At 54.3% G+C, this 24,045-nt stretch carries 19 protein-coding genes and 1 pseudogene; 7 read left to right on the forward strand and 13 right to left on the reverse strand.

What is annotated here, in order from left to right; all coding sequences use genetic code 11:
* Positions 1 to 158 precede the first annotated feature (158 nt).
* The 7 genes from N0M98_RS26325 to N0M98_RS26355 all read right to left on the reverse strand — a co-directional run bounded on the left by N0M98_RS26325 (position 159) and on the right by N0M98_RS26355 (position 6,787).
* Positions 159 to 638: a hypothetical protein gene (locus tag N0M98_RS26325; protein ID WP_249865239.1), complete on the reverse strand. Its 480-nt coding sequence runs from the start codon at positions 636 to 638 to the stop codon at positions 159 to 161.
* Positions 639 to 805: 167 nt separating this feature from the next.
* Entirely contained in the window at positions 806 to 2,203 is a 1,398-nt protein-coding gene (sufB, locus tag N0M98_RS26330) for a Fe-S cluster assembly protein SufB (protein WP_259619611.1), read from the reverse strand.
* A gap of 35 nt (positions 2,204 to 2,238) precedes the next feature.
* A complete protein-coding gene (gene sufU, locus N0M98_RS26335) occupies positions 2,239 to 2,667 on the reverse strand; it encodes a Fe-S cluster assembly sulfur transfer protein SufU (protein WP_249865241.1) in 429 nt (142 codons plus the stop codon).
* The gene (locus tag N0M98_RS26340; RefSeq protein WP_249865242.1) at positions 2,654 to 3,880 is read right to left on the reverse strand and encodes a cysteine desulfurase; all 1,227 of its coding nucleotides are present in this window, start codon (positions 3,878 to 3,880) and stop codon (positions 2,654 to 2,656) included. Before N0M98_RS26340 ends, sufU begins: the two co-directional genes overlap by 14 nt.
* Positions 3,877 to 5,181, reverse strand: coding sequence for a Fe-S cluster assembly protein SufD (gene sufD / locus N0M98_RS26345; protein WP_249865243.1), 1,305 nt, complete (start codon positions 5,179 to 5,181; stop codon positions 3,877 to 3,879). Before sufD ends, N0M98_RS26340 begins: the two co-directional genes overlap by 4 nt.
* Positions 5,182 to 5,206: 25 nt before the next feature.
* Positions 5,207 to 6,037: a Fe-S cluster assembly ATPase SufC gene (sufC, locus tag N0M98_RS26350; RefSeq protein ID WP_249865244.1), complete on the reverse strand. Its 831-nt coding sequence runs from the start codon at positions 6,035 to 6,037 to the stop codon at positions 5,207 to 5,209.
* 174 nt (positions 6,038 to 6,211) lie between these two features.
* Positions 6,212 to 6,787 (reverse strand): DUF1802 family protein, encoded by a 576-nt coding sequence (locus N0M98_RS26355; RefSeq protein WP_249865245.1) that lies wholly within the window; start codon positions 6,785 to 6,787, stop codon positions 6,212 to 6,214.
* A gap of 174 nt (positions 6,788 to 6,961) precedes the next feature.
* Between N0M98_RS26355 and N0M98_RS26360 the strand changes: the two genes are divergently transcribed.
* The gene (locus N0M98_RS26360) at positions 6,962 to 7,135 is read left to right on the forward strand and encodes an asparagine synthase (RefSeq protein WP_249865246.1); all 174 of its coding nucleotides are present in this window, start codon (positions 6,962 to 6,964) and stop codon (positions 7,133 to 7,135) included.
* 100 nt (positions 7,136 to 7,235) lie between these two features.
* Here the strand turns inward: N0M98_RS26360 and N0M98_RS26365 are convergent, their stop codons facing one another.
* Together N0M98_RS26365 and N0M98_RS26370 are read right to left on the reverse strand one after the other, a co-directional pair.
* The gene (locus N0M98_RS26365; protein WP_249865247.1) at positions 7,236 to 8,894 is read right to left on the reverse strand and encodes an S-layer homology domain-containing protein; all 1,659 of its coding nucleotides are present in this window, start codon (positions 8,892 to 8,894) and stop codon (positions 7,236 to 7,238) included.
* A gap of 181 nt (positions 8,895 to 9,075) precedes the next feature.
* Positions 9,076 to 9,264, reverse strand: coding sequence for a hypothetical protein (locus N0M98_RS26370; protein ID WP_249865248.1), 189 nt, complete (start codon positions 9,262 to 9,264; stop codon positions 9,076 to 9,078).
* Between the two features lie 337 nt (positions 9,265 to 9,601).
* Between N0M98_RS26370 and mtnK the strand changes: the two genes are divergently transcribed.
* The 6 genes from mtnK to N0M98_RS26400 all read left to right on the forward strand — a co-directional run bounded on the left by mtnK (position 9,602) and on the right by N0M98_RS26400 (position 18,201).
* A complete protein-coding gene (gene mtnK / locus N0M98_RS26375; protein ID WP_249865249.1) occupies positions 9,602 to 10,807 on the forward strand; it encodes an S-methyl-5-thioribose kinase in 1,206 nt (401 codons plus the stop codon).
* A 107-nt stretch (positions 10,808 to 10,914) separates the two neighbouring features.
* Positions 10,915 to 11,991, forward strand: coding sequence for an S-methyl-5-thioribose-1-phosphate isomerase (gene mtnA / locus N0M98_RS26380; RefSeq protein WP_249865250.1), 1,077 nt, complete (start codon positions 10,915 to 10,917; stop codon positions 11,989 to 11,991).
* Between the two features lie 241 nt (positions 11,992 to 12,232).
* On the forward strand, positions 12,233 to 13,921 hold the full coding sequence (locus tag N0M98_RS26385) for an efflux RND transporter periplasmic adaptor subunit (RefSeq protein ID WP_249865251.1): 1,689 nt from the start codon (positions 12,233 to 12,235) through the stop codon (positions 13,919 to 13,921).
* A 27-nt stretch (positions 13,922 to 13,948) separates the two neighbouring features.
* On the forward strand, positions 13,949 to 14,686 hold the full coding sequence (locus N0M98_RS26390) for an ABC transporter ATP-binding protein (RefSeq protein WP_249865252.1): 738 nt from the start codon (positions 13,949 to 13,951) through the stop codon (positions 14,684 to 14,686).
* Entirely contained in the window at positions 14,683 to 15,864 is a 1,182-nt protein-coding gene (locus tag N0M98_RS26395; protein WP_249865253.1) for an ABC transporter permease, read from the forward strand. Before N0M98_RS26390 ends, N0M98_RS26395 begins: the two co-directional genes overlap by 4 nt.
* A 39-nt stretch (positions 15,865 to 15,903) precedes the next feature.
* Positions 15,904 to 18,201, forward strand: a complete 2,298-nt coding sequence (locus N0M98_RS26400) for a hypothetical protein (RefSeq protein ID WP_259619612.1) — start codon at positions 15,904 to 15,906, stop codon at positions 18,199 to 18,201.
* A gap of 116 nt (positions 18,202 to 18,317) precedes the next feature.
* On the opposite strand, the gene N0M98_RS26405 is transcribed toward N0M98_RS26400, so the two are convergent.
* The 4 genes and pseudogenes from N0M98_RS26405 to N0M98_RS26420 form a co-directional block, all read right to left on the reverse strand.
* The gene (locus N0M98_RS26405) at positions 18,318 to 21,560 is read right to left on the reverse strand and encodes an alpha-mannosidase (protein ID WP_259619613.1); all 3,243 of its coding nucleotides are present in this window, start codon (positions 21,558 to 21,560) and stop codon (positions 18,318 to 18,320) included.
* A gap of 187 nt (positions 21,561 to 21,747) precedes the next feature.
* Complete coding sequence (locus tag N0M98_RS26410; protein ID WP_259619614.1) at positions 21,748 to 22,797, reverse strand: LacI family DNA-binding transcriptional regulator; 1,050 nt, start codon at positions 22,795 to 22,797, stop codon at positions 21,748 to 21,750.
* Positions 22,798 to 22,856: 59 nt separating this feature from the next.
* Positions 22,857 to 23,237 (reverse strand): protease complex subunit PrcB family protein, encoded by a 381-nt coding sequence (locus N0M98_RS26415; protein ID WP_249865257.1) that lies wholly within the window; start codon positions 23,235 to 23,237, stop codon positions 22,857 to 22,859.
* 578 nt (positions 23,238 to 23,815) lie between these two features.
* Positions 23,816 to 24,045, reverse strand: a pseudogene (locus tag N0M98_RS26420) (hypothetical protein); the annotation flags it as partial.

Consider the following 24,045-nt stretch of genomic DNA (forward strand, 5'->3'; position numbering starts at 1 on the left):
TTATTCCGTCCGCATCCAGCTTCAGCTGGATCGGCGTCTAACCATTCCTCTGGGATCGTTCTATGGTTAGACATTACTTTCGGGGGAGCCACGGATATCCACAGGAATTTGCTGCGCATCATTTCCTAAACAATAAAAAAACCACTCTCCCGAGTGATTCATTCCTTTAAGACAGCGTTCTTCGTTTGTTTCATTCGCTCATCAAAAAATTCTTTCATTTCCGGATCGTCAACAATATATTTTTTTTGCCCTCTTTTATCCGTTCTCGTTACATAAATTTCCTTGTCGTCATATTGAATTCGAACCTCTGTGTTGGATTGTAAATCAAACACAACTCCTGCAACGATGGCAGGGTTGACCTGCTGAACTTCTCTTACTTTGTCGGCCGGTACAGCGTTAAATAAGGTGCGAAATTGATCGGCTTCCTGTTTGCTTAAGCCGGCATCCTGTTGTTGAAAGGTCGTTCCCTTCAATACGACGACACCCATTCTTACGTTCTTCACTTCATCGGATTCGATGGTCTTATGAAGCATAGCAGCTTCTTCTTCCGGTTGCTGCAAAGGTTTAAAAAACATAATCCCTAATATTAAAGCTATCGCTACGATGAAAATAGCCGAAAATTTTGCTTTATTTCCCACGGACATGCCCTCCCCAATGAAACATTCATACCCTTATATCCAGCTTAGAAAAGCCCTATTATTGATTTTACCATAATTGCTTAATTTCGGCAGGGTTCTTTAGTAATGCTTCGCCTGATGCAAAAAAATACGCACCCGAAACCGGGCGCGCATTTGATATATACCTATTAACCGATGGAGCCTTCCATCTCGAACTTGATCAAGCGGTTCATCTCGACCGCATATTCCATCGGCAGCTCTTTGGTGAACGGCTCGATGAAGCCCATAACGATCATTTGAGTCGCTTCCGCTTCGGTCAAGCCGCGGCTCATCAGATAGAACAGTTGATCCTCGGATACTTTGGATACGGTAGCTTCATGCTCCAACGTTATGTTGTCGTTCATGATCTCGTTGTAAGGGATCGTATCCGACGTGGACTCTTTATCCATGATCAGCGTATCGCATTTGATGTTCGCCTTGGAGCCTGCGGAATTGCGTCCGAAGGAAGCGAGACCGCGGTACGTTACTTTACCGCCGTGCTTACTGATCGACTTGGATACGATCGTCGACGTCGTGTCGGGAGCCAAATGCGTCATTTTGGCGCCGGCGTCCTGATGCTGTCCGCGTCCGGCTACGGCGATGGAAAGCACCATCCCTTTAGCGCCGCGGCCCTTCAGCACAACCGCAGGATACTTCATCGTCAGCTTGGAGCCGATGTTGCCGTCAACCCATTCCATCGTGGCGTTTTCTTCGGCAACCGCGCGTTTGGTAACGAGGTTGTAAATGTTCGGCGCCCAGTTTTGGATCGTCGTGTAGCGGGCGCGGGAGTTCTTCTTACAAATGATCTCAACGACCGCGCTGTGCAGCGAGTTCGTGCTGTAGATCGGAGCCGTACAACCTTCGACGTAGTGCACGAAGCTGTCTTCGTCGGTAATGATCAGCGTGCGCTCGAATTGTCCCATGTTCTCGGAGTTGATCCGGAAGTACGCTTGCAGCGGAATTTCCACTTTGACGCCCTTTGGAACGTAGATAAAGCTGCCGCCCGACCATACCGCGCTGTTCAGCGCCGCGAATTTGTTGTCGCTCGGAGGAACGACCGTGCCGAAATATTCTCTGAACAGCTCGGGATACTCTCTCAGAGCCGTGTCGGTATCGGTAAAGATAACGCCCTGCTCCTCAAGCTCTTTTTGCATGCTGTGATAAACGACCTCGGATTCGTACTGTGCGGATACGCCGGCCAAAAACTTTTGCTCCGCTTCAGGGATACCGAGCTTGTCGAACGTTTCTTTAATTTCCGTAGGAACCTCTTCCCACGTCTTACCTTGCTTCTCGGACGGCTTCACATAGTACTGAATGTCGTTGAAATCCAGATCGTCCAGGTTGCCGCCCCAACGCGGCAAAGCCATCTTCTCGAATTGCTCCAGCGATTTCAGGCGAAAATCGAGCATCCATTCCGGCTCGCCCTTCATTCTGGAAATTTCCGCCACAATTTCGCGTGTCAAGCCTTTTCCCGTTTGGAAAACCGCTTTATGCTCGTCGCGAAAACCGTATTTATAATCTTCCATCTCCGGCATTTTTTTTGCCATCGTTCCAACCTCCTTAAGTCTGGGTCATTCTATCGTTACTGCTTGGCGTTAGCCTGTTCGATTCCTTTGCGAAGCGCGTTCCAGGCGAGGGTAGCGCATTTGATCCGGGCGGGAAATTTGTTCACTCCGGAGAGCGCCTCAATATCCTCGTACTCGAACTCCACAGCCTCGCCTTTCATCAACCCGGAAAACTTCTCCGCCATGGCGAGCGCTTCATCGAGCGTTTTGCCTTTGACGGCATCCGTCATCATCGATGCGGAGGAAAGGCTGATCGAGCAGCCTTCTCCGACGAATTTGGCGGCCTTGACGACTCCGTCCTCCACCTGCATTTGCAGCTGGATTTTATCGCCGCAAGTCGGATTGTTCAAGTCGATCGTAACGGCTTCCTCATCCAACGTGCCGCGGTTGCGCGGATTTTTATAATGATCCATAATGACTCTGCGGTATAAATCATCCAATTGCATGACCGAAGTACTCCTTTGTTTTGATTAGTGAAGCCACCAACCGGTCAATGTCATCTTCCGTATTATAAAGATAGAAGCTGGCGCGGGCCGTAGCCGAAACGTTCAGCCACCGCATGAGCGGCTGGCAGCAATGATGTCCCGCACGAACGGCGACGCCGTCGGCATCCAGCACGGTCGCCACATCATGAGGATGAACATCCCCCAGATTGAAGGTAACGGTTCCCGCGCGATGCTGCTTCGGCCCGTAAATCGTCAAATCCTCGATTTGCGACATACGATCGATCGCATATGCGGTGAGCTGCTGTTCGTGACGGAAAATCTCGTCCATTCCGATACTTTCCAGGAAATCGATCGCAGCTCCGAGACCGACGGCGCCGGCAATAATCGGCGTGCCTCCTTCGAACTTCCAAGGGAGCTCCTTCCATGTCGATTCATACAAATCGACATGATCGATCATTTCTCCGCCGTATTCGATCGGCTCCATATTTTGCAGCAGCGCCTTCTTGCCGTATAAGGCTCCGATTCCTGTCGGCGCGCACATTTTATGGCCGGATAACGCATAAAAATCGCAATCGAGATCCTGTACATCCACCTTCAAATGCGGCGTGCTTTGAGCGCCGTCAACGACCATCACGGCTCCGTGACGATGCGCAATAGCGGCAATCTCTTTGATCGGATTGATCACGCCGAGCACGTTCGAAACATAAGTGATCGCAACGACTTTCGTCCGATCGGAAATCGTCTGCTCCACATCCTCCAGCCGGATTGAGCCGTCGGGTTGAAGCGGAATATATTTTAAGACAGCGCCGGTCGCTTTGGCCGCCTGCTGCCATGGGATGAGATTGCTGTGATGCTCCATCGGCGTCAGTACGATTTCATCGCCTTCGCCGCAAGCGGAACGGGCATAACTGGAAGCAACAAGATTCAAGCTCGATGTCGTGCCGCGGGTAAAAATAATTTCTTCCGTCGACTTGGCATTGATGAACTTAGCGACTTTATTCCTTGCCCCTTCGTACGCATCGGTAGCCCGAGAGCCCAAGGTATGGACTCCCCGGTGCACGTTGGCGTTATCCTGCTCGTAATAACGTTTGACCGCTTCGATGACGGATACCGGCTTCTGCGAAGTGGCCGCCGAATCCAAATACACGAGCGGATGACCGTTCACTTCTTGATGCAGGATGGGGAACAGCTTCCGTATCTCAGCCGTGTTCATTGTCCGAGCTTCCTTTCTACAAGGCTTTGCAGCTGGGATTGAACTTTCTCCATCGGAATTTCCGAGACGACCGGAGCCAGGAAGCCGTAGATGACAAGACGCTGCGCTTCCTCCCGGGTAATACCGCGGGACATTAAATAATGAATTTGGTCCGGATTCACTTGGCCTACGCTCGCCGCGTGGCCTGCCTTAACGTCATCCTCGTCGATCAGAAGGATCGGGTTCGCGTCGCCGCGCGCCTTCGGACTCAGCATCAGCACCTTCTCGGTTTGCTGGCCGTTCGCGCCCGTAGCGGCCTTCTCGATCTTCGTGATGCCGTTGATAATCGCCGTCGATTCGTCGCGCATAACCGCGCGGGTAATCATATCGCTATTGGAGTTTTTGCCGAAGTGAATCGCGCGCGTCGTCACATTCAGCTTCTGATCGTTTGTCCCGACGCAGATGATCTTGGCATCGGAGTTCGATCCGTTGCCTTTGAGAACGGAAGTCGTATCGGACATAGCATTGCCATAGTTCATTTCGCCGATGACCCAGTTGATCATAGCATCATTTTCCACTACGGCGCGGCGGTACGTCAGATCGGTCACCGAATCGTTCAGGTTGTGCACCGAAGCGAAGTTGACGGTAGCGCCCGGCTTCACGACAACTTCCACGACGCCGTTTTGCACTAGGCTGTTCAAATTCCCTTCGGAAACGAAGTTATCCACATAAGTGACCGAAGCGTGCTGCTCGGCGACGATCAATACGTGCGGCGAGAAGCTGCTATCCGCATCATCGGTCAGGAACAGCGCTTGAACCGGCACTTGTACCTGCACGTCCTTGGGAACGTACAGGAATACGCCGCCGCTCCACATTGCGGTATGCAGCGCGGTCAGTTGGTTCTCGTCCTTGGCGACAACCGTTCCGAAATGGGCTTTCACCAAATCGGAATGCTGCTTCAGCGCTTCTTCGAGGCTGGTAAAAATGACGCCTTGCTTCGCCAGCTCCTCGGAAACTTTATGATAGACGATGCCGGCGTTTTTCTGCACAAGCAGGTTTTCGGCATTTTCTTCCTGCAGCAGCGCTTTAGCCGATTCCGGGAGCTGCTCCAGCGATGTCAAAGCGGCCACCGGTTTATAATTGCCGTAGGAACGAAGATTCCAGCGGTCGATTCTCGTTTTTTCCAATTTCGGTAATTCCAACGATCCGGCCAATTCCAGCGCTTCGGCGCGCAGGCTCGTCATCCATTCAGGCTCTTGTCTCGATTGGGACAGCTCCACGATGGTTTGCCGATCGATTGGAAGAATGGTTTGTGTACTCATGGTTTATTCCTCCGTCGTCGTAATATTAGTATTTGGGAGCTGTCGTGTTCATCGGAACCTTGAATTCCTCTTCTTCCTGTCCTACCGTCTCGTCTACGATTCCGAGCTCTTCCTTGATCCAGTCGTAGCCTTCGTTCTCCAGACGCTCAGCCAGTTCAGGACCGCCGGATTTTACAATGCGTCCTTGCATCATGACGTGAACGAAATCAGGCTTGATGTAGTTCAGCAAGCGCTGGTAGTGAGTGATGATCAGGAAGCCGCGGTCTTCGGTGCGCATAGCGTTAACGCCGGTAGCTACGATGCGCAGGGCGTCGATGTCAAGACCGGAGTCGATCTCGTCCAAAATAACGATGCTTGGCTCAAGCATCAGCATTTGCAAAATTTCGTTGCGTTTTTTCTCGCCGCCGGAGAAGCCTTCGTTCAAATAACGGTGCATGAACTCGGGATTCATTTCCAGTTCTTTCATCTTCGCTTCCATCTGACGGATGAATTTGATCAAAGAAATTTCGTTGCCTTCGCCGCGGCGAGCGTTGATGGCGCTGCGCAGGAAGTCGGCGTTCGTTACGCCGGCGATTTCGCTCGGATATTGCATAGCCAGGAACAGGCCTGCTCTAGCTCTCTCGTCGACGGCCATTTCGAGCACGTCTTCGCCGTTCAGCGATACGGAACCTTCTGTCACTTCATATTTAGGATGGCCCATGATCGTGGAAGCCAAAGTACTTTTACCGGTACCGTTAGGTCCCATGACGGCATGTACTTCGCCGCCTTTAATTTTCAGGCTCAAGCCTTTCAAAATCTCTTTGCCTTCGACAGTCGCTTTCAAACCGTCTATAATAAATTCCGGTGCATTTGCCATAGTTATTCTGCCTCCATTTGAATAAATCGTTAGATAGTTTCATTCTTACATAATAATCATTCTAAATTGATTCTCAATGATTCTCAATGTTACTACATTATATCGTACCAAGGCAAATGAATAAAGACCCATTTGGCTTATTTTTAAACTTTCATGTTTAGTAAGTAGGGTCACTTAACCCAGAGACGATTTGATTCGGGCAACGGCCGCCTCAAATTCGGCGTCGCTAAGCACAGGTTTGCGCCGGACTTCCTTCAGGGCGGCGTCCTTCAGCTGAATCCACGACTTGCATCCGTTATATTCGGGGACCACGGGAATCCGGACAGGTTCGGAGAGCTCGTAAATTCTGAGCAGCATCACGTGCAGCGGCTTCGCGCGCTTCCATTTCAATCTCTCTTCCGCAAAGGAATCGGTCCATATATGATATTCCGACAATTGGTTCAGTTGCTGCTGATCAGCGATCAAAATATCTTCGAACAGCTCCGCATAGCAGCGTATCGTCACCTCCGTATCCTGAGGGCTCCAGCCTTCCAGCGTTTTATCCAAATCCGCCTGATGCTCCGGCTTCATCCATTGCTTCTTCTGATGCTCGTATGTAGGGAATAAATAGAAGCTTTCGCTTTCTACCTGAAAATCTCGCGTTTCCTCGCGGATGCCGCCTTTACGCATAATAAGAATTTGCCGGCCGCTTCTCAGCGCTTCTACCGCTACGGCCCATTCTTTTAAAGCTGCTGGCTCAGTCTCCACCATTACTCCATCCTTTCCTTATATGGTCTTGTTTAATCTCTTTTTTTCCAAATAGCCTTAAAGCATATATTATAAGATTTCGGCCGTCTTCAAGCAACTGTTGGCAGGCATAAAACAAGCCCAAAAGCGCGATCATATACATGCGTCGCACAAACTCACTCGAGGAGGATGGACTTTATGAAAGAAGGACTCATTCCTGCTGTTTTGGGTACGGCCGTTACGGCTTCAGGTGTTGCGCTGCGGGGGAAATATCCGATGGCTGCCGCGGCGGTCGCGGGCTTTGGCCTCGCACATGTCGTGCTCGGTGCGATCGATTTGGTCGAGCACCGCAGAAACGGCAAAATGGAGTAGCCGTTCCGCGTATTGCAAAACCGGAGCGGAACGCCAAAAAGCCTAATGCAGAAATTGCGTTAGGTTTTTTGGGTTTGTTGTTCACTATAAAAACATGCCGTTACTTCAGTTCGTTCATCCCCTTTTCTTGCAGGTTGCGAATCAACTGCAGCGCTTCCGCTCTCGTCAAGACGTCCTGCCCGGCGAAGCCGGCTATGCCGTTATCCGTTTTGCCCGAAGCGTACGCCCGGTCTAACAAATAAAGAATCGCTTCTTCCTTCATGACGTCGGCTCCGTCGGCCGCAGCTACGATCTCCGCAGCCTTCTCCCGCGTTACAGGCAGACTGCGCATGTCCGTCTGCTCCGCTCCTTTGACCGGATACTTGTGCTCCCGGGCAAACTCGTATAACCCGTCCGACCAGCCGCCGCTTGCTTCCGCTGCCGGATTGTGACCGTAAGCCTTCAAAAGCATGCTTAGAAATTCCTCCTCGCTCACCCGCTTGTCAGGCTCGAACCGGCCGTCCGGATAGCCATCCACGATCTTCTTCCCTATAGCCCACCGCACGGTTTGTTCGGACCAATGACCTTTCGTATCGGAAAAACGGATATCCGCCGAACCGCCGGGCGAGCCCGGGGATTGTCCCGCAGAACCGGATGAATCGGTCTCCCTAGAATCCGGATACATTAGTTCCTGCTCAGGCGCGGAAGGTTCTTTCTGAGAGGACTGCGATGGCTTGTTGATGTAAAAGAAGCGGACGTCATATTGCAATTCCAATGTTTTGCCGTTTACGGGATTCAAGCCGCTCACTTTGACGGTGAATACATCGCCGTCCGCAATGCTCTCCAGCCCGATCGGGCGGAACGTCAGGCGAGTTACGTCCTTATCGATTGCGGTATCCAGGTAGCCGTCCGCGCCGCCGGTCGCACGGTTGGTCCACACATGCCGATCCGAATGGCGGGTAAGCTCTACGGTATATCCTTCCTTAGGACGGAAATCGGCGGAACTGAACGCCGAATGAAGACTGTAGGAGTTGAATAAAATAAGCCACCGGTTGCGGGGATCGAATACGTCGGCCGGGAAGCTGCCTTCCGCAGGATAAGCGATATAATTGCCGTCGGCAGGCTCCGAACTGGTCCCGCCCTCCAGGTTCATAACGGAATAGTAGCGGTACTGATCCTTCGGATCGGGGGCGAGCCCGAAGCCGATTCGTTGGATTCCCGGGTCCAGAATCCGGTAATAATCGTCTTGATTTCTTTGATCCGACGAGCTGCCCGCCGGGTTCATGTACATATCAACCGTATCCGCGAGTCTGTTTGACGATGGCTCTTTTAAAATAAAGGCGCTGCTCTTGCCCAGCCCCTCCACGGCTTGTTCGTAAAAGAAATCATCCATGTCGCCCGGTTTCTCCGGTTTGACGGATAGCTCGCCGTAAGTGGCGGCCGTCACCGAAGCGGCGTATTGCAACTGGCGTGACAATTCCTGAGACAGTTCCAGATTATCCGGCAATCTGGCAATGAAACGGTAAAAATTCGCTCTGGCTACCCCTCCCGCCAAATATTGCCCGTTCGCCTTCCCGAGATCGTATACGTCCTGCAATCGCGGCGTTTTCTCGAATGGAGCCGTTTTAAAATTATCAGGAGCATACTGCTTCCATTTGGCTCTAATATAGTCTTCATTGCGGACCTTCATGCCCGAATTCAGCGTTTCTGCATACCCTGCCGAAACACAGCTAAACGCCAGGCTGCAGCCCATCAGCAGGCTGAAGATAAGCTTTCCCAACTTGCACCAGCTCCTTTTCTTTTTCCTAGCCGAATTTCCAAATTTTATATTACCATATTTTGGACTGTGCATAAACGCAAAAAACACCCCGGTTAGGCTTACTTCGCAAGCGTCTTATGTTACATAAGGTACGCTGGAAGAAAAAGCTCAAATCGGGGCGTCATGGTAAGAACCTGGCTGTCTACTTACGGCTGCCGCCATGAACATAAGAGACTTGAGTATCGTGCATTCTGTCGAACTGCTGCTGGTTGGCCTTCATCGGATTCGAAGCGGCGGGGGCTCCCGCGTTCCCTTCCCCGCCGTAAGAGCTTAGGACAAGCACGACGCCGAGCGCAATCGCGATATACAGCGCTCTTGAAATGATCTTCATTGGACACCCCTTCCGGAAATCGTAAATTCCGCTTGATCCAATCCCGTTATATCCAATGTAAACATCGCGTGTCATGACGGTATTAACCGGACATGAAGTTTTTGTTAAGTTTGGTATGAAACTAATGCGCTAAAAAGCGCGTCGTAATATCCAATTATTCCGATGTTATTTTACGAAATTTATCATGACGCACTCTATTCCCAGCGCGCACAATTTGCTATACTATGGGATGATCGTTTTTTACGGACTATGGCCTTGCCCGGTTTGCAGCGCGGTTATTCGGCATGCGAATCCCGAGCCCGATCGCCATTCGAAATTTAAGGAGGATTTATTGCCTATGTCTTCATATCACGCTTTGACTGAAGCCGAAGCCGTAGAATTCGCCCGGAGCCTTCCCGATCTGTTCACTCCCGGCAGCGAATTGACCAGCCGCGAAATCGGCGACGGCAACCTGAATCTGGTTTTCCACATCGTCGAGCCTTCCACCGGCAAAAGCATCATTCTCAAGCAGGCTCTTCCATACGCCAAGGTTGTAGGCGAATCATGGCCGCTGTCGCTCGACCGCGCCCGCATCGAGAGCGAAGCGCTGATGATCCAGGAATCGCTCTGCCCCGATCTCGTGCCTCATGTGTTCGTCTATGAGAAAGATTTGGCGCTGACGGTCATGGAAGACTTGAGCGATCATGTCATTATGCGCAGAGGATTGATCGAAGGCAACCGCTATCCGCTGTTCGCGGGCCATATCGGCCGCTTCCTGGCGCACACGCTGTTCTACACCTCGGACCTCGGGATGAACCAGCAGGAGAAAAAGCTGCGCGTGAAGCGGTTCATCAATCCCGACTTGTGTAAAATAACGGAGGATCTGATCTTCGACGATCCGTACCGGAACGCGGATACGAACGATGTGCCTCCCGCGATCCAGGACGCGGTGGAAGCGATCTGGAACGACAGCGAGCTGCATCTGGAAGTGGCGATATTGCGCAGCGGCTTCCTGACCAAAGCGCAGGCGCTTCTGCACGGCGATCTGCATACGGGAAGCATCTTCATCAAGCCGGATTCGACCAAGGTGATCGACCCCGAGTTCGCTTACTACGGACCGATGGGCTTCGATATCGGCGCCGTCTTCGCCAACCTGCTGCTTAATTTTGCCGCACAGGAAGGCTGGAGCAAGGATGAGGCGTCCCGCAAAGATTACCGCACCTATCTGACGGATACGATCCGCGATACGTGGAATGTATTCGAGCAGGAATTCAGGTCGCTGTGGAACGAGCACGGGGTCGACCGCGTGTCCAAGACGCCGGGCTATCAGGATTGGTATATGAGCCAGCTGCTGCAGGACGCCGTCGGCTATACCGGCAGCAAAACCGTTCGCCGCGTGCACGGCCTCGCTCAAGTGGCCGACATCAACAAGCTGGAGGATGCGGCGGCCAAGGAGCGCGCCCAGCGTATCGCGCTGCGCATCGGTACGACGCTGATCAAGCAGCACCGCAAGACCCAGTCGATCGAGGAATTAATCGATATCGCCTGGAAGGCCGTCCAATAAGCAAAAAGCGTTGCATTCGTTTACGATACGCAATCCGAGGACGGCGGGGCTCTCCGGCTAACGGCCGGCGGTCATCGCCAATCCCCTCTATAAGGAGATAACAGAACATGAGCACAACAGAACATACAGCTTCTGCGGATTGGCTGCAATCGGTCCGCTGGAATTCCGCGGAGAACCGCCTTGATCTGCTCGATCAGCGCCTTCTGCCCGACGAAATCGTCTACCTTGCCCTGACGACCTCCGAGCAGGTTTGGGACGCGATCAAGCAGCTCGCGGTACGCGGGGCGCCGGCCATCGGCATCTCGGCGGCCTACGGGGTGTATCTCGGCGTCCGCGATCATAGCGGCGGCCGGGACGAGCTGCTTGACGCTGCGGTCAAGCAATGCGATTATCTCGCCACGTCGCGCCCGACGGCGGTGAATCTGTTCTGGGCGCTGGATCGCATGAAACAGCGCGCCCGGGAGCTCGCTTCCGCCGGCACGGAGCCGGAAGCGCTGAAGCAGGCGCTGCTGGATGAAGCGAAGCTCATCCAGAGCGAAGACGAAGAGACGTGCCGCCTGATCGGCGAGCACGCGCTGTCCTTGTTCGAGGACGGCATGGGCCTCCTCACGCACTGCAACGCGGGCGGCCTCGCCACCGCCCGCTACGGCACGGCGCTTGCGCCGATGTACCTGGCGCAGGAGCGCGGCATACGCCTGAAGGTGTATGCCGACGAGACGCGCCCGGTGCTGCAGGGCGCGCGGCTGACGGCCTTCGAGCTGCAGCAGGCCGGCGTCGACGTGACGCTGATCTGCGACAATATGGCCGGCGCCGTCATGAGCAAAGGCTGGGTGCAGGCCGTCATCGTCGGCACCGACCGCGTCGCGGCTAACGGCGACGTCGCCAACAAGATCGGCACGTACAGCGTCGCCGTGCTCGCCAAAGCGCACGGCATTCCCGTCTACGTCGCCTGCCCGACTTCCACGATCGATATGAACACGCCGACCGGCGCGGACATTCCGATCGAGGAGCGGCACGAAGACGAGATTACGCAAGGCTTCGGCAAACGGACCGCGCCGCAGGGCATCAAGGTGTACAACCCGGCTTTCGACGTCACACCGAACGAATACGTGACGGCCATCATCACCGAGAAAGGCATCGTTCGCGCGCCGTATACCGAAAACCTGAAGAAGCTTTTTAACTAAGCAGCGTTAACCGCTAGTCGACACCGCTTATCCAATGGCGAAATACGGCCGGATTCCTTCAAAATAGGGGATTCCGGCCCTTTTTGTCGTCCGCACCCACATTTTACCGCCGGGTTCGACGACATTTTCCTTCTATCTTAATCTTGCATTAAGCTTGGCTTCACACTTCTTTCACAAAACGTTGCTAAAGTTAGTAAGCAGCAAGGCAGAAAAGCTGAAATGTCGGAAAGGAGAAGCAAGAATGGGATTACTGCGCAGTAAAAAATGGATAGCCGTTATCATCGGGCTAGCGCTTTGCGGTGGCGGTACATATTACTATTTGGACCATAAAAACACCAAAAAACCGGCTGCCAGCACCGAGGCTAAAACAGTGGAGATCAAGAAGGGCGCCATTACTTCCACCGTATCAGGAACTTCCCAATTCGAAGCGCGGGATGTCCAAAATATTATCGCCCCCGTAGACGGAACGATCAAGACGATGAACTTAACCCGGAACCAGCAGGTCAAAAAAGGGGACGTTCTGTTCGTCATCTCCGATCTTAGTCTGGAGGCGAATCTTCAGGAGGCGCAGGTCACGCTGCAGCAGCAGGAAAAAGATTTGGCCGATTTGAACGCACAGAAAAACAATCTGCAAATTTACGCTCCGATCAGCGGTCTCTTGACCTTGACATCCAACCTGGATACCGGCTCCAACGTAAACAAGAACGGCCGTATCGGATCGATTGCCGATAATTCCACCTTGAAAACCAAGCTTCCGTTCCTGCTTGAAGATGCCGTTCAACTGAAAAAAGGCGATGCGATCGATCTGACCGTTGACGGCTTTAATCTGACCAAGACGGCCGTTGTCGAGTCCGTAGGACAGCAGCCCAAAGGCGATGCCAGCGGCAACAAGCTGCTCGATGTGGAAATCACGGTGAAAAACGACGGTACGCTCGGCTCCGGCATGAACGTCAAAGGAAGCGTCACGCTGGGCGGCAGAAAAGCGCAATCGACGGATAAAGGAACGCTCGAATTTAACAATGAAGAAAGCATCCTGTCCGGCGCGAGCGGCATGATCAGCAATATCAATATCAAAACGGGCAACTACGTCAACAAGGGCGACCTGATCGCCTCGATTACGAACGATACGCTCGACAACGATATTTTGAACAAGCAGGCTTCCATCGACAGACAAAAAATTACGATCAACAACTATCAGGATAAATTGGATCAATTGACCGTAACCGCTCCGTTCGACGGCATCTTCTCTACGGATTTTGCCAACAAGAAATCGAATGTGCTGGCCAGCTACCCTGCCGGCTCGACCATTGAAGCGAACACGCAGCTCGGGGCCGTAGCGAATCTCGATTACATGCAGCTTCCGGTACAGGTCGACGAGCTCGATTTGCCTAACGTCAAGGTGGGCATGAAGGCTTCGGTCAAGGTCGATTCGATCTCAAACAAAGTATACGAGGGCGAAGTCAACCAAGTATCGACGGTCGGTACGACCACCAACGGGGTTACCTTCTTCGACGTCGGCATCTCGGTCAAAAACGACGACCAGCTGCGCAACGGCATGACGGCGACCGCCGAAATCATTACCCAGGATAAAAAGGACATCCTGCTTCTCCCGCTCGAGGCGCTTCAACAGCAGCAGGGCAAACGTTACGTGACGCTGGTGAACGCGGACGGAACGAAGGAAGAGAAGCATGAGATCAAGATCGGCATTCGCAACAAATTGTACGTCGAAGTGACCGACGGTCTGAAGGAAGGCGACAAGGTAGAGATTCCGGTAACGAAGAAATCGACCACGACTTCGCAAGCGGATATCGATAAAATACGCCAGCAATTCCAACAAGGCGGCGGCTTCCCTGGCACAGGCGGTGCAGGAGGCGCAGGCGGAGTTCAGTTTCAGCGAAGCGGATCTACCGGCGGCGGCGGCAACCGTTAAGCATCAGCATGGAAAGGAGGATCCCCTATGGAAGCTCTCATTGAATTGAAAGACATCACGAAGTCATACGAGCGAGGCGCGGAAAAGCTGCAAATCCTCAAAGGTGTATCAATGACGGTCACAACGGGCGATTTTGTGGCCATCGTCGGACCCAGCGGATCGGGGAAATCGACGCTGATGAATACGATCGGTCTGCTGGACATTCCTTCCTCCGGCTCCTACAAGCTGGACGGCGTAGCCACGGAGAAGATGAGCGACAACCAGTTAGCCGAGTTCAGAAATAAAAAGATCGGATTTATTTTTCAGCAGTTTAACCTGCTTCCGAAATTGAACGCGATCGAGAACGTAGAGCTGCCGATGATCTATGCCGGAATAAGTAAAAAAATACGGCGGGAAAAAGCGCAGGAAATGCTGGAACTGCTCGGTATGGGCACTCGCGGTCATCATAAGCCGAGCGAGCTGTCCGGCGGCCAGCAGCAGCGCGTTGCAATCGCCAGAGCGCTGTCGATTTCGCCTTCGCTGCTTCTTGCGGATGAACCGACAGGAGCTTTGGATTCGAAGACCGGCAACGAAGTGCTGGAGCTGATGATCAACCTGAACAATCAAGGCAATACCATCGTGCTCATCACCCATGATAATCATATAGCGGAAAATGCACGGCGCGTCGTCTCCATTCGCGACGGGGAAATCGTCAGAGACGAACGGCTTCGCCCCCTTCTCTCGCAGCCTCCTGAACTGAGGCCCGCAGCAGAGGTGATGAGATGAGATTGTTTGAGCTTATTTATATGGCGATGCGCACCGTGGTCGGCAACCCGATGCGCACGCTGCTTACGATGCTGGGCGTGATCATCGGCGTCAGCTCGGTCGTGACCCTCGTTTCCATCGGTCAAGGCACTTCTGCGGCGATCGAAAAGCAATACGAAGCGCTCGGCACGAACCTGATCGTCGTTAACGTCATGGGCGTCGGACGCGCAACCCAGCTGGACTATAACGATTTGATGCAGCTGCAGCAGCTTCCGGAAATTGAGACGATCGCTCCGACGATTGTAAAAGGAAGCTCCAATATCAAATACGATCGTACCCAGGAGAAATATACAGTCGTCGGCACGAACGAAAACTACTTAAGCCTGATGAAGGGGGAAATCGCCTCAGGGCGGTTCATCTCTCCCGCGGACCTCGAGTTTCGCAATCAGATAGCGGTGCTCGGCTCGACGGTCGCGGAAAAATATTTCGGCAGACTGGACCCGGTCGGCGAAGACATTAACATCGACGGCGTCGTCTTCACCGTCGCCGGAGTAATTAAGGAGAAAGGCTCCAATATTAGCGGCGGCGTGTCTCTGGACGATTCCGTGTTCGTCCCTTTGATTACCGCCCAGCGGTCCTTCAAGCTCGGAAGCATCCGCACCACTTATCTGGAGGCGCCGACCAAGGAACAATTGTCGCAAGCGCAAGCAACTATTACGCAGTACTTGACGTATAAATTTAAAAGCGATTCCGGCTTCCAGGTACAAAACCAGGATGAACTGATGAAGGCTCGGGTCGCCGCTTCAAGCTCCCTGAACAATCAATTGATCAGCGTCGCCTGCATCTCGCTGCTCGTCGGCGGCATCGGCATTATGAACATCATGCTTGTCACCGTCAGCGAACGAACCCGGGAGATCGGCATACGCAAATCGATCGGAGCCAAGCGCCGCAATATTCTGATGCAATTTCTGATCGAAGCTACGGTCATCAGCGGACTCGGCGGCATTGTCGGTCTGCTGCTCGGATGCGGACTGTCGCTCGCCTGGCCTTATTTCAATCCCCAACAGGAGACTCAGCTGTCGTTCCAGGTCGGTCTGTATTCCTTCCTGTTCTCGGTCGGTGTCGGCATGATCTTCGGTCTGTATCCGGCCAACAAGGCATCCAAGCTCCGTCCGATCGACGCTCTTCGTACTGACTGACTAACGCTAGAGATAACGAAACATGGGAGGAGATTTCTGTTGAAACGCAAATCTAACAAACAATCGCTGCGGGCCCGGAGCACCGCGCTGCTCTGCACGCTTGCCGTCTGCACGACGCTGGTGGCCGGCCTGCCGACGGCTTCCGCCGGCAAACCGGGCGTGTTCATTGCAAACGATACTTACTTTACGCTAGAGAACGCTTCGTTCTCCGCGGGAGCGGATTCGTCCGCTCTGCAATTTTCCTTGAAGATGCATAACGGGAGCGGAAGCTCCATCGATTTCAACGGCTACGGCGTGCAAATCGTCGACAGCCAAGGCAACAGCTTCCCGGCCAAGCTGACAAGCAAGCAAAGCGCGCGCGTGAACGCGGGCCAAGACCAGCAGTTCAGCTTCGTGTCGCAAATGGGCAAAGGCGCGGATGCCAACGATCTGAAGGTGCATCTGTTCGCCTGGGATTCCGGTTCCCCTTCGTTTATGCGCAGCATCGGCGACCTGCCTGTCTCCAGCGCTACGCCGAGTGCGAGCGGCTTGAACCCGGCCCAGCTGATGATCGTCTCTCTGAAGGATGTCGATGCGGATTATTCCCAGGATGCGCTTGTAGCGATGCGCCTCGGTCAAAGCTATCCGGTGACGGAGAACGGCACGCAGTATTTGTATACGGACTTGTATGTGCGCAACGCCGGCTCGGCGAGCTTCCAGCTCCCTTCCGGCTTGCTGTTCCGGCTGAAAGGCCCGGATTCGCTTACTTACGGCACCTCCGTTGTCGGCGGATCGCAGGAAACGCTGCTGCCCGACAAGCTGACGAAGCTTCGGCTGCGCACGGCGGTTCCGGAATCGGCCGATATCGATCCGTTCGTGCTTGAAGCCGTGCATACGGATACGGCCGGCGAAACTATCCTGGGCAGCGTTCCTTTGTCCGGCACGACGGCGGCGGTGCCGCTCGGACAAGAGCAGCCTTACTCGTTGTACGGCACGGACAACGGTCTTAAGATCAAAGCCGAGCAATCGGTAGCCATCAAGCAAGCCGAAGGCGTACTGCTGCAAACGACGGTGAGCATCCATAACACCGGCTCGGCCACGGTCACCCTGCCGACGCTGACCGCTTCGTATCAGCTGGGCAAGGAAAGTCTGGACGCCGCCGTTCAGGACGTTTCCGTCCGCACCGGCTTCTTGACTCCGGATCAGACGGCCACGTATCAGTATTCGGTCGTTCTGCCGGACGGCATCGATCCGAATACGGTGAAGCTGGCCTTGAAGGAGGCGGCTTCGAGCACTTCGAGCAGTTCGTCTACCGGCTCTTCGTCCGGCTCAAGCTCCAGCAGCTCGAACAATTCCAGCAGTTCCGGCAGTTCGAACAGCTCTAGCGGCTCGAACTCGAATAGCTCCGGCAGCTCGAGCTCCTCGTCCGGAAGCGGAAGCTCGTCATCCGGCTCTTCGAGCTCGACGAGCTCAACGAAATCGAATACCGCCAGCTCCGGCAGTTCCAGCGCGGACAAATATCCGGTGATCTTGATCGATCTGAAGGGCATCCAGCAAACCGATAATGCCGGAGTGCAAGCGAAGCCTTATACCTTCGATACGCCGATGGTATTTGCGCCTAACGGCCTGATCGATAAAAACCTCGACGTCTCTCTCGTCGAGATGCATATGCACGAGAATGAAGAATTCGGCTATAAGACCGTCATTGCCAAATACAAGCTGACGAATCGCGGCGCGAGCACGCTGTCCGTTCCGGACATCGGCACCGAGCTGGTCAACAGCGAGGGACTTGCGTTCTCCGGCACGAAGCAATCGAACACAGCCGAGACGATCATGCCGAATACGAGCTATGTCATCAGCTATTCCTACATGCTGCCGACCTCGGAAACGGGGCAGAATCTCGCCTTGAACATTATCGATCCTAAGACGGCCGCTCCGAACAAGCTGTCCATCGGCACCTATCAGGTAGCCGTTCAAAGAGAGTCGACCGACAATGTGATAAGCTTCTATCCATTCAAGGTGACCTTCAATTCGTACGCCATCGCTTCGCTGTACGATTCCGGCTACGTATACCAACTGAAGCTGGGACTGACGGTTGACCGGATGGATTCGGTCATCGTAGACCAGAACTTCTCCAAGATGGAGTTCGAGCTCGTTAACGGGCAAGGCGTCGTCATGGGATCTCAATCGTTCGGCTTCACAGGAGCTTCCAAGCTGACGACCGGAGATCAGAAAATTACGTTCAGCAATCTGAAAACCGAACAGTTCGATAATGAACTCACCATTAACGTATATGAAACGATCGAAACGCCGTCCGGCACGGTTCGCCGCCTGGTGAAGCAGCTCAAAGAAGATTAATCTGCGGTAAGACGGCAGTAAGCCCCTCTCTCGGAACGCTTGAACTAAGCTTCCGGCGAGGGGCTTTTTTCACTTTACCTTTGTATTATCCGTTAAGCTTTGTTGTACCTGACCGCTTAGCGGGACAATTCCAGCAGCAGCGTCTTGATCTCATACGGCTTCAACTCCAGCCGGATCGCTCCGTCCTCCGCCTCCCGCTTATCCCCTGCCGGACGCTCCAACAGATCGCACTCCTGCCAGCTGCGGATCGTATAATCGCTGGTCAGCGCGATACGGCCCCGCTGCCCTCCGAATTCATGGAAGCGGATGACGACCCGCTCGTCGTCTTCGGCTTTTTTGACCGCATCGACATGGACATACCCGCCTTCGATGCGAAGCAAAGAACCGGGAGCCTGCACAGCCCCTTTACGGCCGATGAGCGGCGCATTCAAATCCCAAGCCTCCTGTACCGTCTCGCCATCGAGCCAATCCCCCTGATGCGGCAGCAAGGAATAAGTGAATTCGTGACGCCCCTGGTCGGCCTGCGGATCAGGCACCATCGCCGATTTCAGCAGCGTCAGCCGGATGACGTTATCTTTGATGTCATACCCGTATTTACAATCGTTCAACAAGCTTACGCCATATCCCCGTTCCGACAGATCCGCCCATTGATGGCCGACAACCTCGAATCTGGCAAAATCCCAGCTCGTGTTCCAATGCGTAGGGCGTTTGACATTGCCGAATTGAATATCGTACGTCGCTTCGGTAGAGCGGACCCGCACCGGGAATGCCGCCTTCAGCAGCTTGCGCCGCTCCTGCCAATCGATGACGGTACGGAAATCGATACGGCGGGAATGGGCATATACCGTCAGCTCCTGCTCCACCGTCGACGCCCCGTAGCTCCATACGAAACGGACCGACGCCCGAACCGCCCCTAGCTCGACCAGCTCGACGGATCGCAGCTCGCGGATTTCCTCCATTTTCTCCGTGTAAAATATATCGATATCCCAAGCCTCATGACGTCCCTTCGGCTTGTCCTCGAACACCTGCAGTACATTGCCCCGGGCTTCGTCGGCGAGCACCTCCCGTCCCGCTGACAGGTCCCAGATGGACACAAGCTGTCCCGCTTCGTTCCACTTCAGTCGATAGAACGGAGTGTCCATTCCGCCGTCATGAACTACAAACGGCGAAGCATCCGTACCGGAAGCAGGCGCCGCTGCCGAAGGCTTGAAATGAAGCCCGGCATACCCGAGAGACGGCGCTTCGCCGATCTGTACGAGCCATCCGGACGAAATTTTTTGGCTGGCCAAGCTCCGTCCCTGCGCATCCGTCCATTCGCCCTGCTCTGCCGCCGCGGCGCATTCCGGCTGCTCTGAGGCGATATGCGCAATCCCCCCTCGCGTCCAGCCCGCGCTGTTCCATACGGTGAAGACCGTAGGTTCCGCGGCCCGCAGCGCGCCCTCTTCAGAGCCCTGATGCAGCGGGCTGGACGCTGCGGCCCCATCCGGCGGCGTATTCACGGCGGCCAGCGCAGCTTCGGCTTCGCGGGCAGCTTGGCGCAGCAGCCGCTCCGCTTCCTCGTATTCGATTCGCGAATCTTCGTACACTTCATGAATCGAGGAGCCCGGAATAATGTCGTGGAACTGATTGCGCAGCACGATTTTCCACGCTGCCGTCAGCGCTTCGTGCGCATAGCGGGACCAGTCTCCGCTCTGCAGGCCGCCGAGCACGCCCATCCATTCCGCTTCGCGCGCGAGCAGCTCGAGCTTGCGGTTCATCTTCTTGTTATACGCCTGGCTTGTGTAAGTGCCGCGATGCAGCTCCAGGTACAGCTCGCCGTCCCAGGTATGAACGTATTCCTTCGTCTCGGCGACCGTCCAGTGCAGCCGTTCGAAATATTCGTCGGCGCGGCCCGTCGTCACATGAGGTATGCCCGGCAGAGTGCTTAGCCTTCTGCGCAGTTCCAGCATGTCCCGCGTGACGCCGCCTCCGCCGTCCCCGTAACCGTAAGAGAGCAGCAGCTCGCGGTTCACCGCCTTGTCGCGGTACGTCTCCCAAATACCGGCCACCGACCGGGCCGTCACTTCGCCGTTATATGTATACAGCCAGCCTCCCGCGTCATCCGGCGTTGTAATAAAATGCGTCAAAACTTCCGTCCCGTCGATCCCCCTCCAGCGGAACGTATCATGCGGCATCCGGTTATATTGATTCCAGCTGATCTTCGTCGTCATGAACGTATCGATCCCGGATTTGCGCAATATTTGCGGCAGCGCCCAGCTGTAGCCGAAGACGTCCGGCAGCCATAAGTATTTGCAGTCTACGCCGAACTCCTCTTTTAAAAAACGAGTGCCATACAGCAGCTGGCGCACGAGCGACTCCCCCGACGTCAGATTGCAGTCCGCCTCCAGCCACATCCCGCCTCCGGCTTCCCAGCGCCCTTCGCGGACCCGTTCCTTGATCTGATCGTAAATGTCCGGGTAATCGTTCTTAATATACTCGTACAGCTGCGGCATCGTCTGCAAAAAAATATAATCCGGATACTTCTCCATCAGCCGCAGCACCGTAGAGAAAGAACGGGCCGCCTTCTCCCGCGTATGTTTGAGCCGCCACAGCCACGCCACGTCGATATGCGTATGGCCGATGCAGCGAACGGTGACCGGATGCTGCTTGGGCAGTGCGGCCAGCGCTTCGTTCAGCCGCTCCGCGGCGGCGGCCACGGAGGCATAGAACGGCTCGGAGCCGGGATGCGACCAATCGACGAGCAGCAGCGCCTGATCGACCGCGGACAGCAGCAGCGCCCGTTCGGGGGCATGCTCGTGCAGCTCCCGCACCGTCTCCAGCGCGGCCCGCGCGCTGTAATAGAGGTCGTCTGCGGCTTCGTCCAGCCAGCAGAGCTCTGCGCGCTCCAGCCGATGCTCCTGATCGGTATTCGGCCGATAGCCTCCGAGGCCCGACCAGAGCCGGAAGCATAGCTGCAGCGTAGAACCCGCTTGGCAGCCCTCGAAGAATACCTCCCGATGATTCGAATCGACGCCTTGATAAGGGTGCCCGTTCACATAGAGCAGCGATTCGAAGCCGGAATTGTTGCCTCCGCCCGTCCGGCCAAAGTCGAATCGGCCTACAATCATGCGCCCTTCCCATTCGAAAGGCACTCGAACCTCGGCCGCGAGCCACAAATAACGGTCTTGTCCCGCCCAGCGATCGCCCAATCTCATCACCGAAGCATCGGGATGAGCGCTCAACGGAAGCGCCGGGCGCGCGCCGACGGCCCCTTCCGGGTCTTCGAGACTCTCAAACACGGAGACGGGCTGCCTGTCGCGATAGCGAAACTCGGCCAGCTCCTTCACCCTTGCCGCCGTCTTTTCATATGTAAACCACATATCAAGCTCACTCCCTCTTATTATTGGAAATGCCATAACACGTGTTATAAAAAGTTGAAAAATAGCGCCGAAGTCACTCGGGAAGCGGCTCGACGTTTTCCTGACCTACTCGATTGCGCCATCTCCCCTGTCCTGCTCCTTACAGCCTCTCCTGCGCTTCAGCCGTTCCAAGCCTTCGCGGCACAATTCATCGCCCCCGCTCCGCAGCCTCGCCTACGCTGTCCCGCTCTTCCAGAACAGCCGGTACCCAGATGCCGCTCGTATCGTCCAGCGGTCTTTGTCCGCCGATGTATTCCAGCAGCCGCTTCGCGGCAAGCCGTCCCATCTCCCGATACGGAACCTCCGTCGACGTAATGGCCGGAAACATATGCTGGTTGATGCGCTCCGTGTTATCGGATGCCATCACATGCAGCTCCCGGCCGACTTGTATGCCGAGCAGCTGCGCGGCGCGGCATACATAGACTGCTCCGCGCGACCAATTGGTCAGTATCGCTGAACTCGCTCTATGCCGCTGCAGCCACTCCCGCCAGAACGGCTCGCGTTCCTTCCAAGGGCCGTCCGCAGCGGTATATACTTGCGGCTCCCATCCCCGTTCCGCCATCCAGTCTTCATAGGCGTTACGGCGCTGCCGGTCGCCCCAGCCGAGAGGAGTCCCCTGATGATGCAGCTCCAAATAAGCGGGAATCTGCCTGGTGCGGGCCGCGATGTAATCTAGGGCCCGCCGCACGCTCTCTTCGTAGTCCATCAGGACGGAAGCGATCTCCTCCGTGTCCGGATACCCTTCTACGGAAACATAGGGCAGGCGGTTTTCGTGAACGAGCTGCACCCAGCCTTCATGAACCTGATGCGGGCGGTCCAAGGCGACGACGCCGTCGATCCGGCGCTGCCGGAACAAATCGAGCAAGCCTTCGATACGCTGACTGTCGGAGCTTCCCGACGGATAGAGCAGCACATGGTAGCCGCAAGCCGCGCAGGCCGCCTGTATCCCTTCCAGCACCTGCAGAAACAAGGGATTGGCGACATTCCCGTATGCGGCCAGACACTGGCTTCGCCCCGTCTTCATCCCTCTGGCCTGGGCGTCCACCTGATAATTCAATTCGCGGATAGCCTCAAGCACGGCCTTGCGCTTCTCTTCTCCTACGCCGATTCCTCGCGTGCCGTTCAATACGGCCGATACGACGCTGCGCGATACGCCTGCTCTTTTGGCCACATCAAAGCTGGTCACTCTTTTCGTCATGTCATGCTACACCTCTTACCTTGAAAATAACACGTGTTATATAAAAAGGCAACCCTTTTTCAGCTCCACTTAAGCCGAATAGGGTAAGAAGTCTTTTTGATGCTGATCAGTAATTTCGGATTTTCTCTAACCGGTAAGGTGTTGGCGGTTTCAGGAGGCTGTTCTTTGACAGCTATCGTTATTTCATTATTCTTTTCTTCGAATGAAACGATTTTTATCGTATATCCGCCGCTGTTTTTGACTCCGCTAGTCATTAAAATAAACGTACGATCATTTACGTTAAATTGCCCAACCCCCTGTTGATCGCCTAACGTTTCGATTGCTATATTCAACTTGTTTTGCAGTTCCGGGTTGTTTGCGGCGGATTGAAAGCTGACGACCTCGTATGGGCCAGAGCAACTGTACAAAAACAAGGAAAATAGGGCAAACACTATGAACATCCTCATATGCATCCCCTAATTATTTTTTTATAACATTATAGCAGGTGATTGAGTCGTGGCCTACAGTCGATAGAAGTTTTCCACTCGCTGTTGTCCCTGGATTTCTTGAACGCTATCGCTTCTCCAAACTGTCCCTCCTGCTCCGATCGGACAGACTCTTAGAAGGGCCGTAAAAAAGTCCGCTGACGCGCCCGGAGCCGAGCATCGAACCGTTTCTAAGTTGTAACGGACACAGGAGAGCTAAATTCGCCGCAAACAGACGCTTTTTCAACGTAACGGACGTCATGGCGCTTACATAGCTCCGAATCGCTTTCTATGGAGGCTCTGCCAACCAATAGCTGCATCTGTGTCCGTTAGAATTCCAAAATGGCCGATAGGGTTGATATAATGGCCGCTGTGTCCGTTGTGAGTGTACTGCGCCGCTGAAGGGTTGCCTTCTGCGCAGGCGAAAGCCTCTTCCGATCGCTGCCCATCCCGAATTTCTTGAATAATTAGCCCTTCAATGGGTTAAATAATTCGGGAACAAAGGCAACCGCTGCGCTTCTCCAGATTGCCTTCGACTAGTGAAGTCTGCTTTTTCACCGGACTTTTAGAAAGGTGGTGATTGAGTCGTGGCCTGCGGTCGAAAGAGGTTTCCAATCGAGCATTTTCGTATATTTTCGATGTAACCGATGCTGTGCTTTCCAGGATATGGCCTGTATTTCAGGCGATTTTCCTTGTTGACGTTTCTTTAACTCTCCTTTCAACGCAGGTGTATAGCGATAACTCCAAGCGGATTCGACCAGCAAACGGCGAAGGTGGGTATTCC

It is taken from the genome of Paenibacillus doosanensis, from assembly GCF_025060755.1.
GTDB lineage: Bacteria > Bacillota > Bacilli > Paenibacillales > NBRC-103111 > Paenibacillus_S > Paenibacillus_S doosanensis.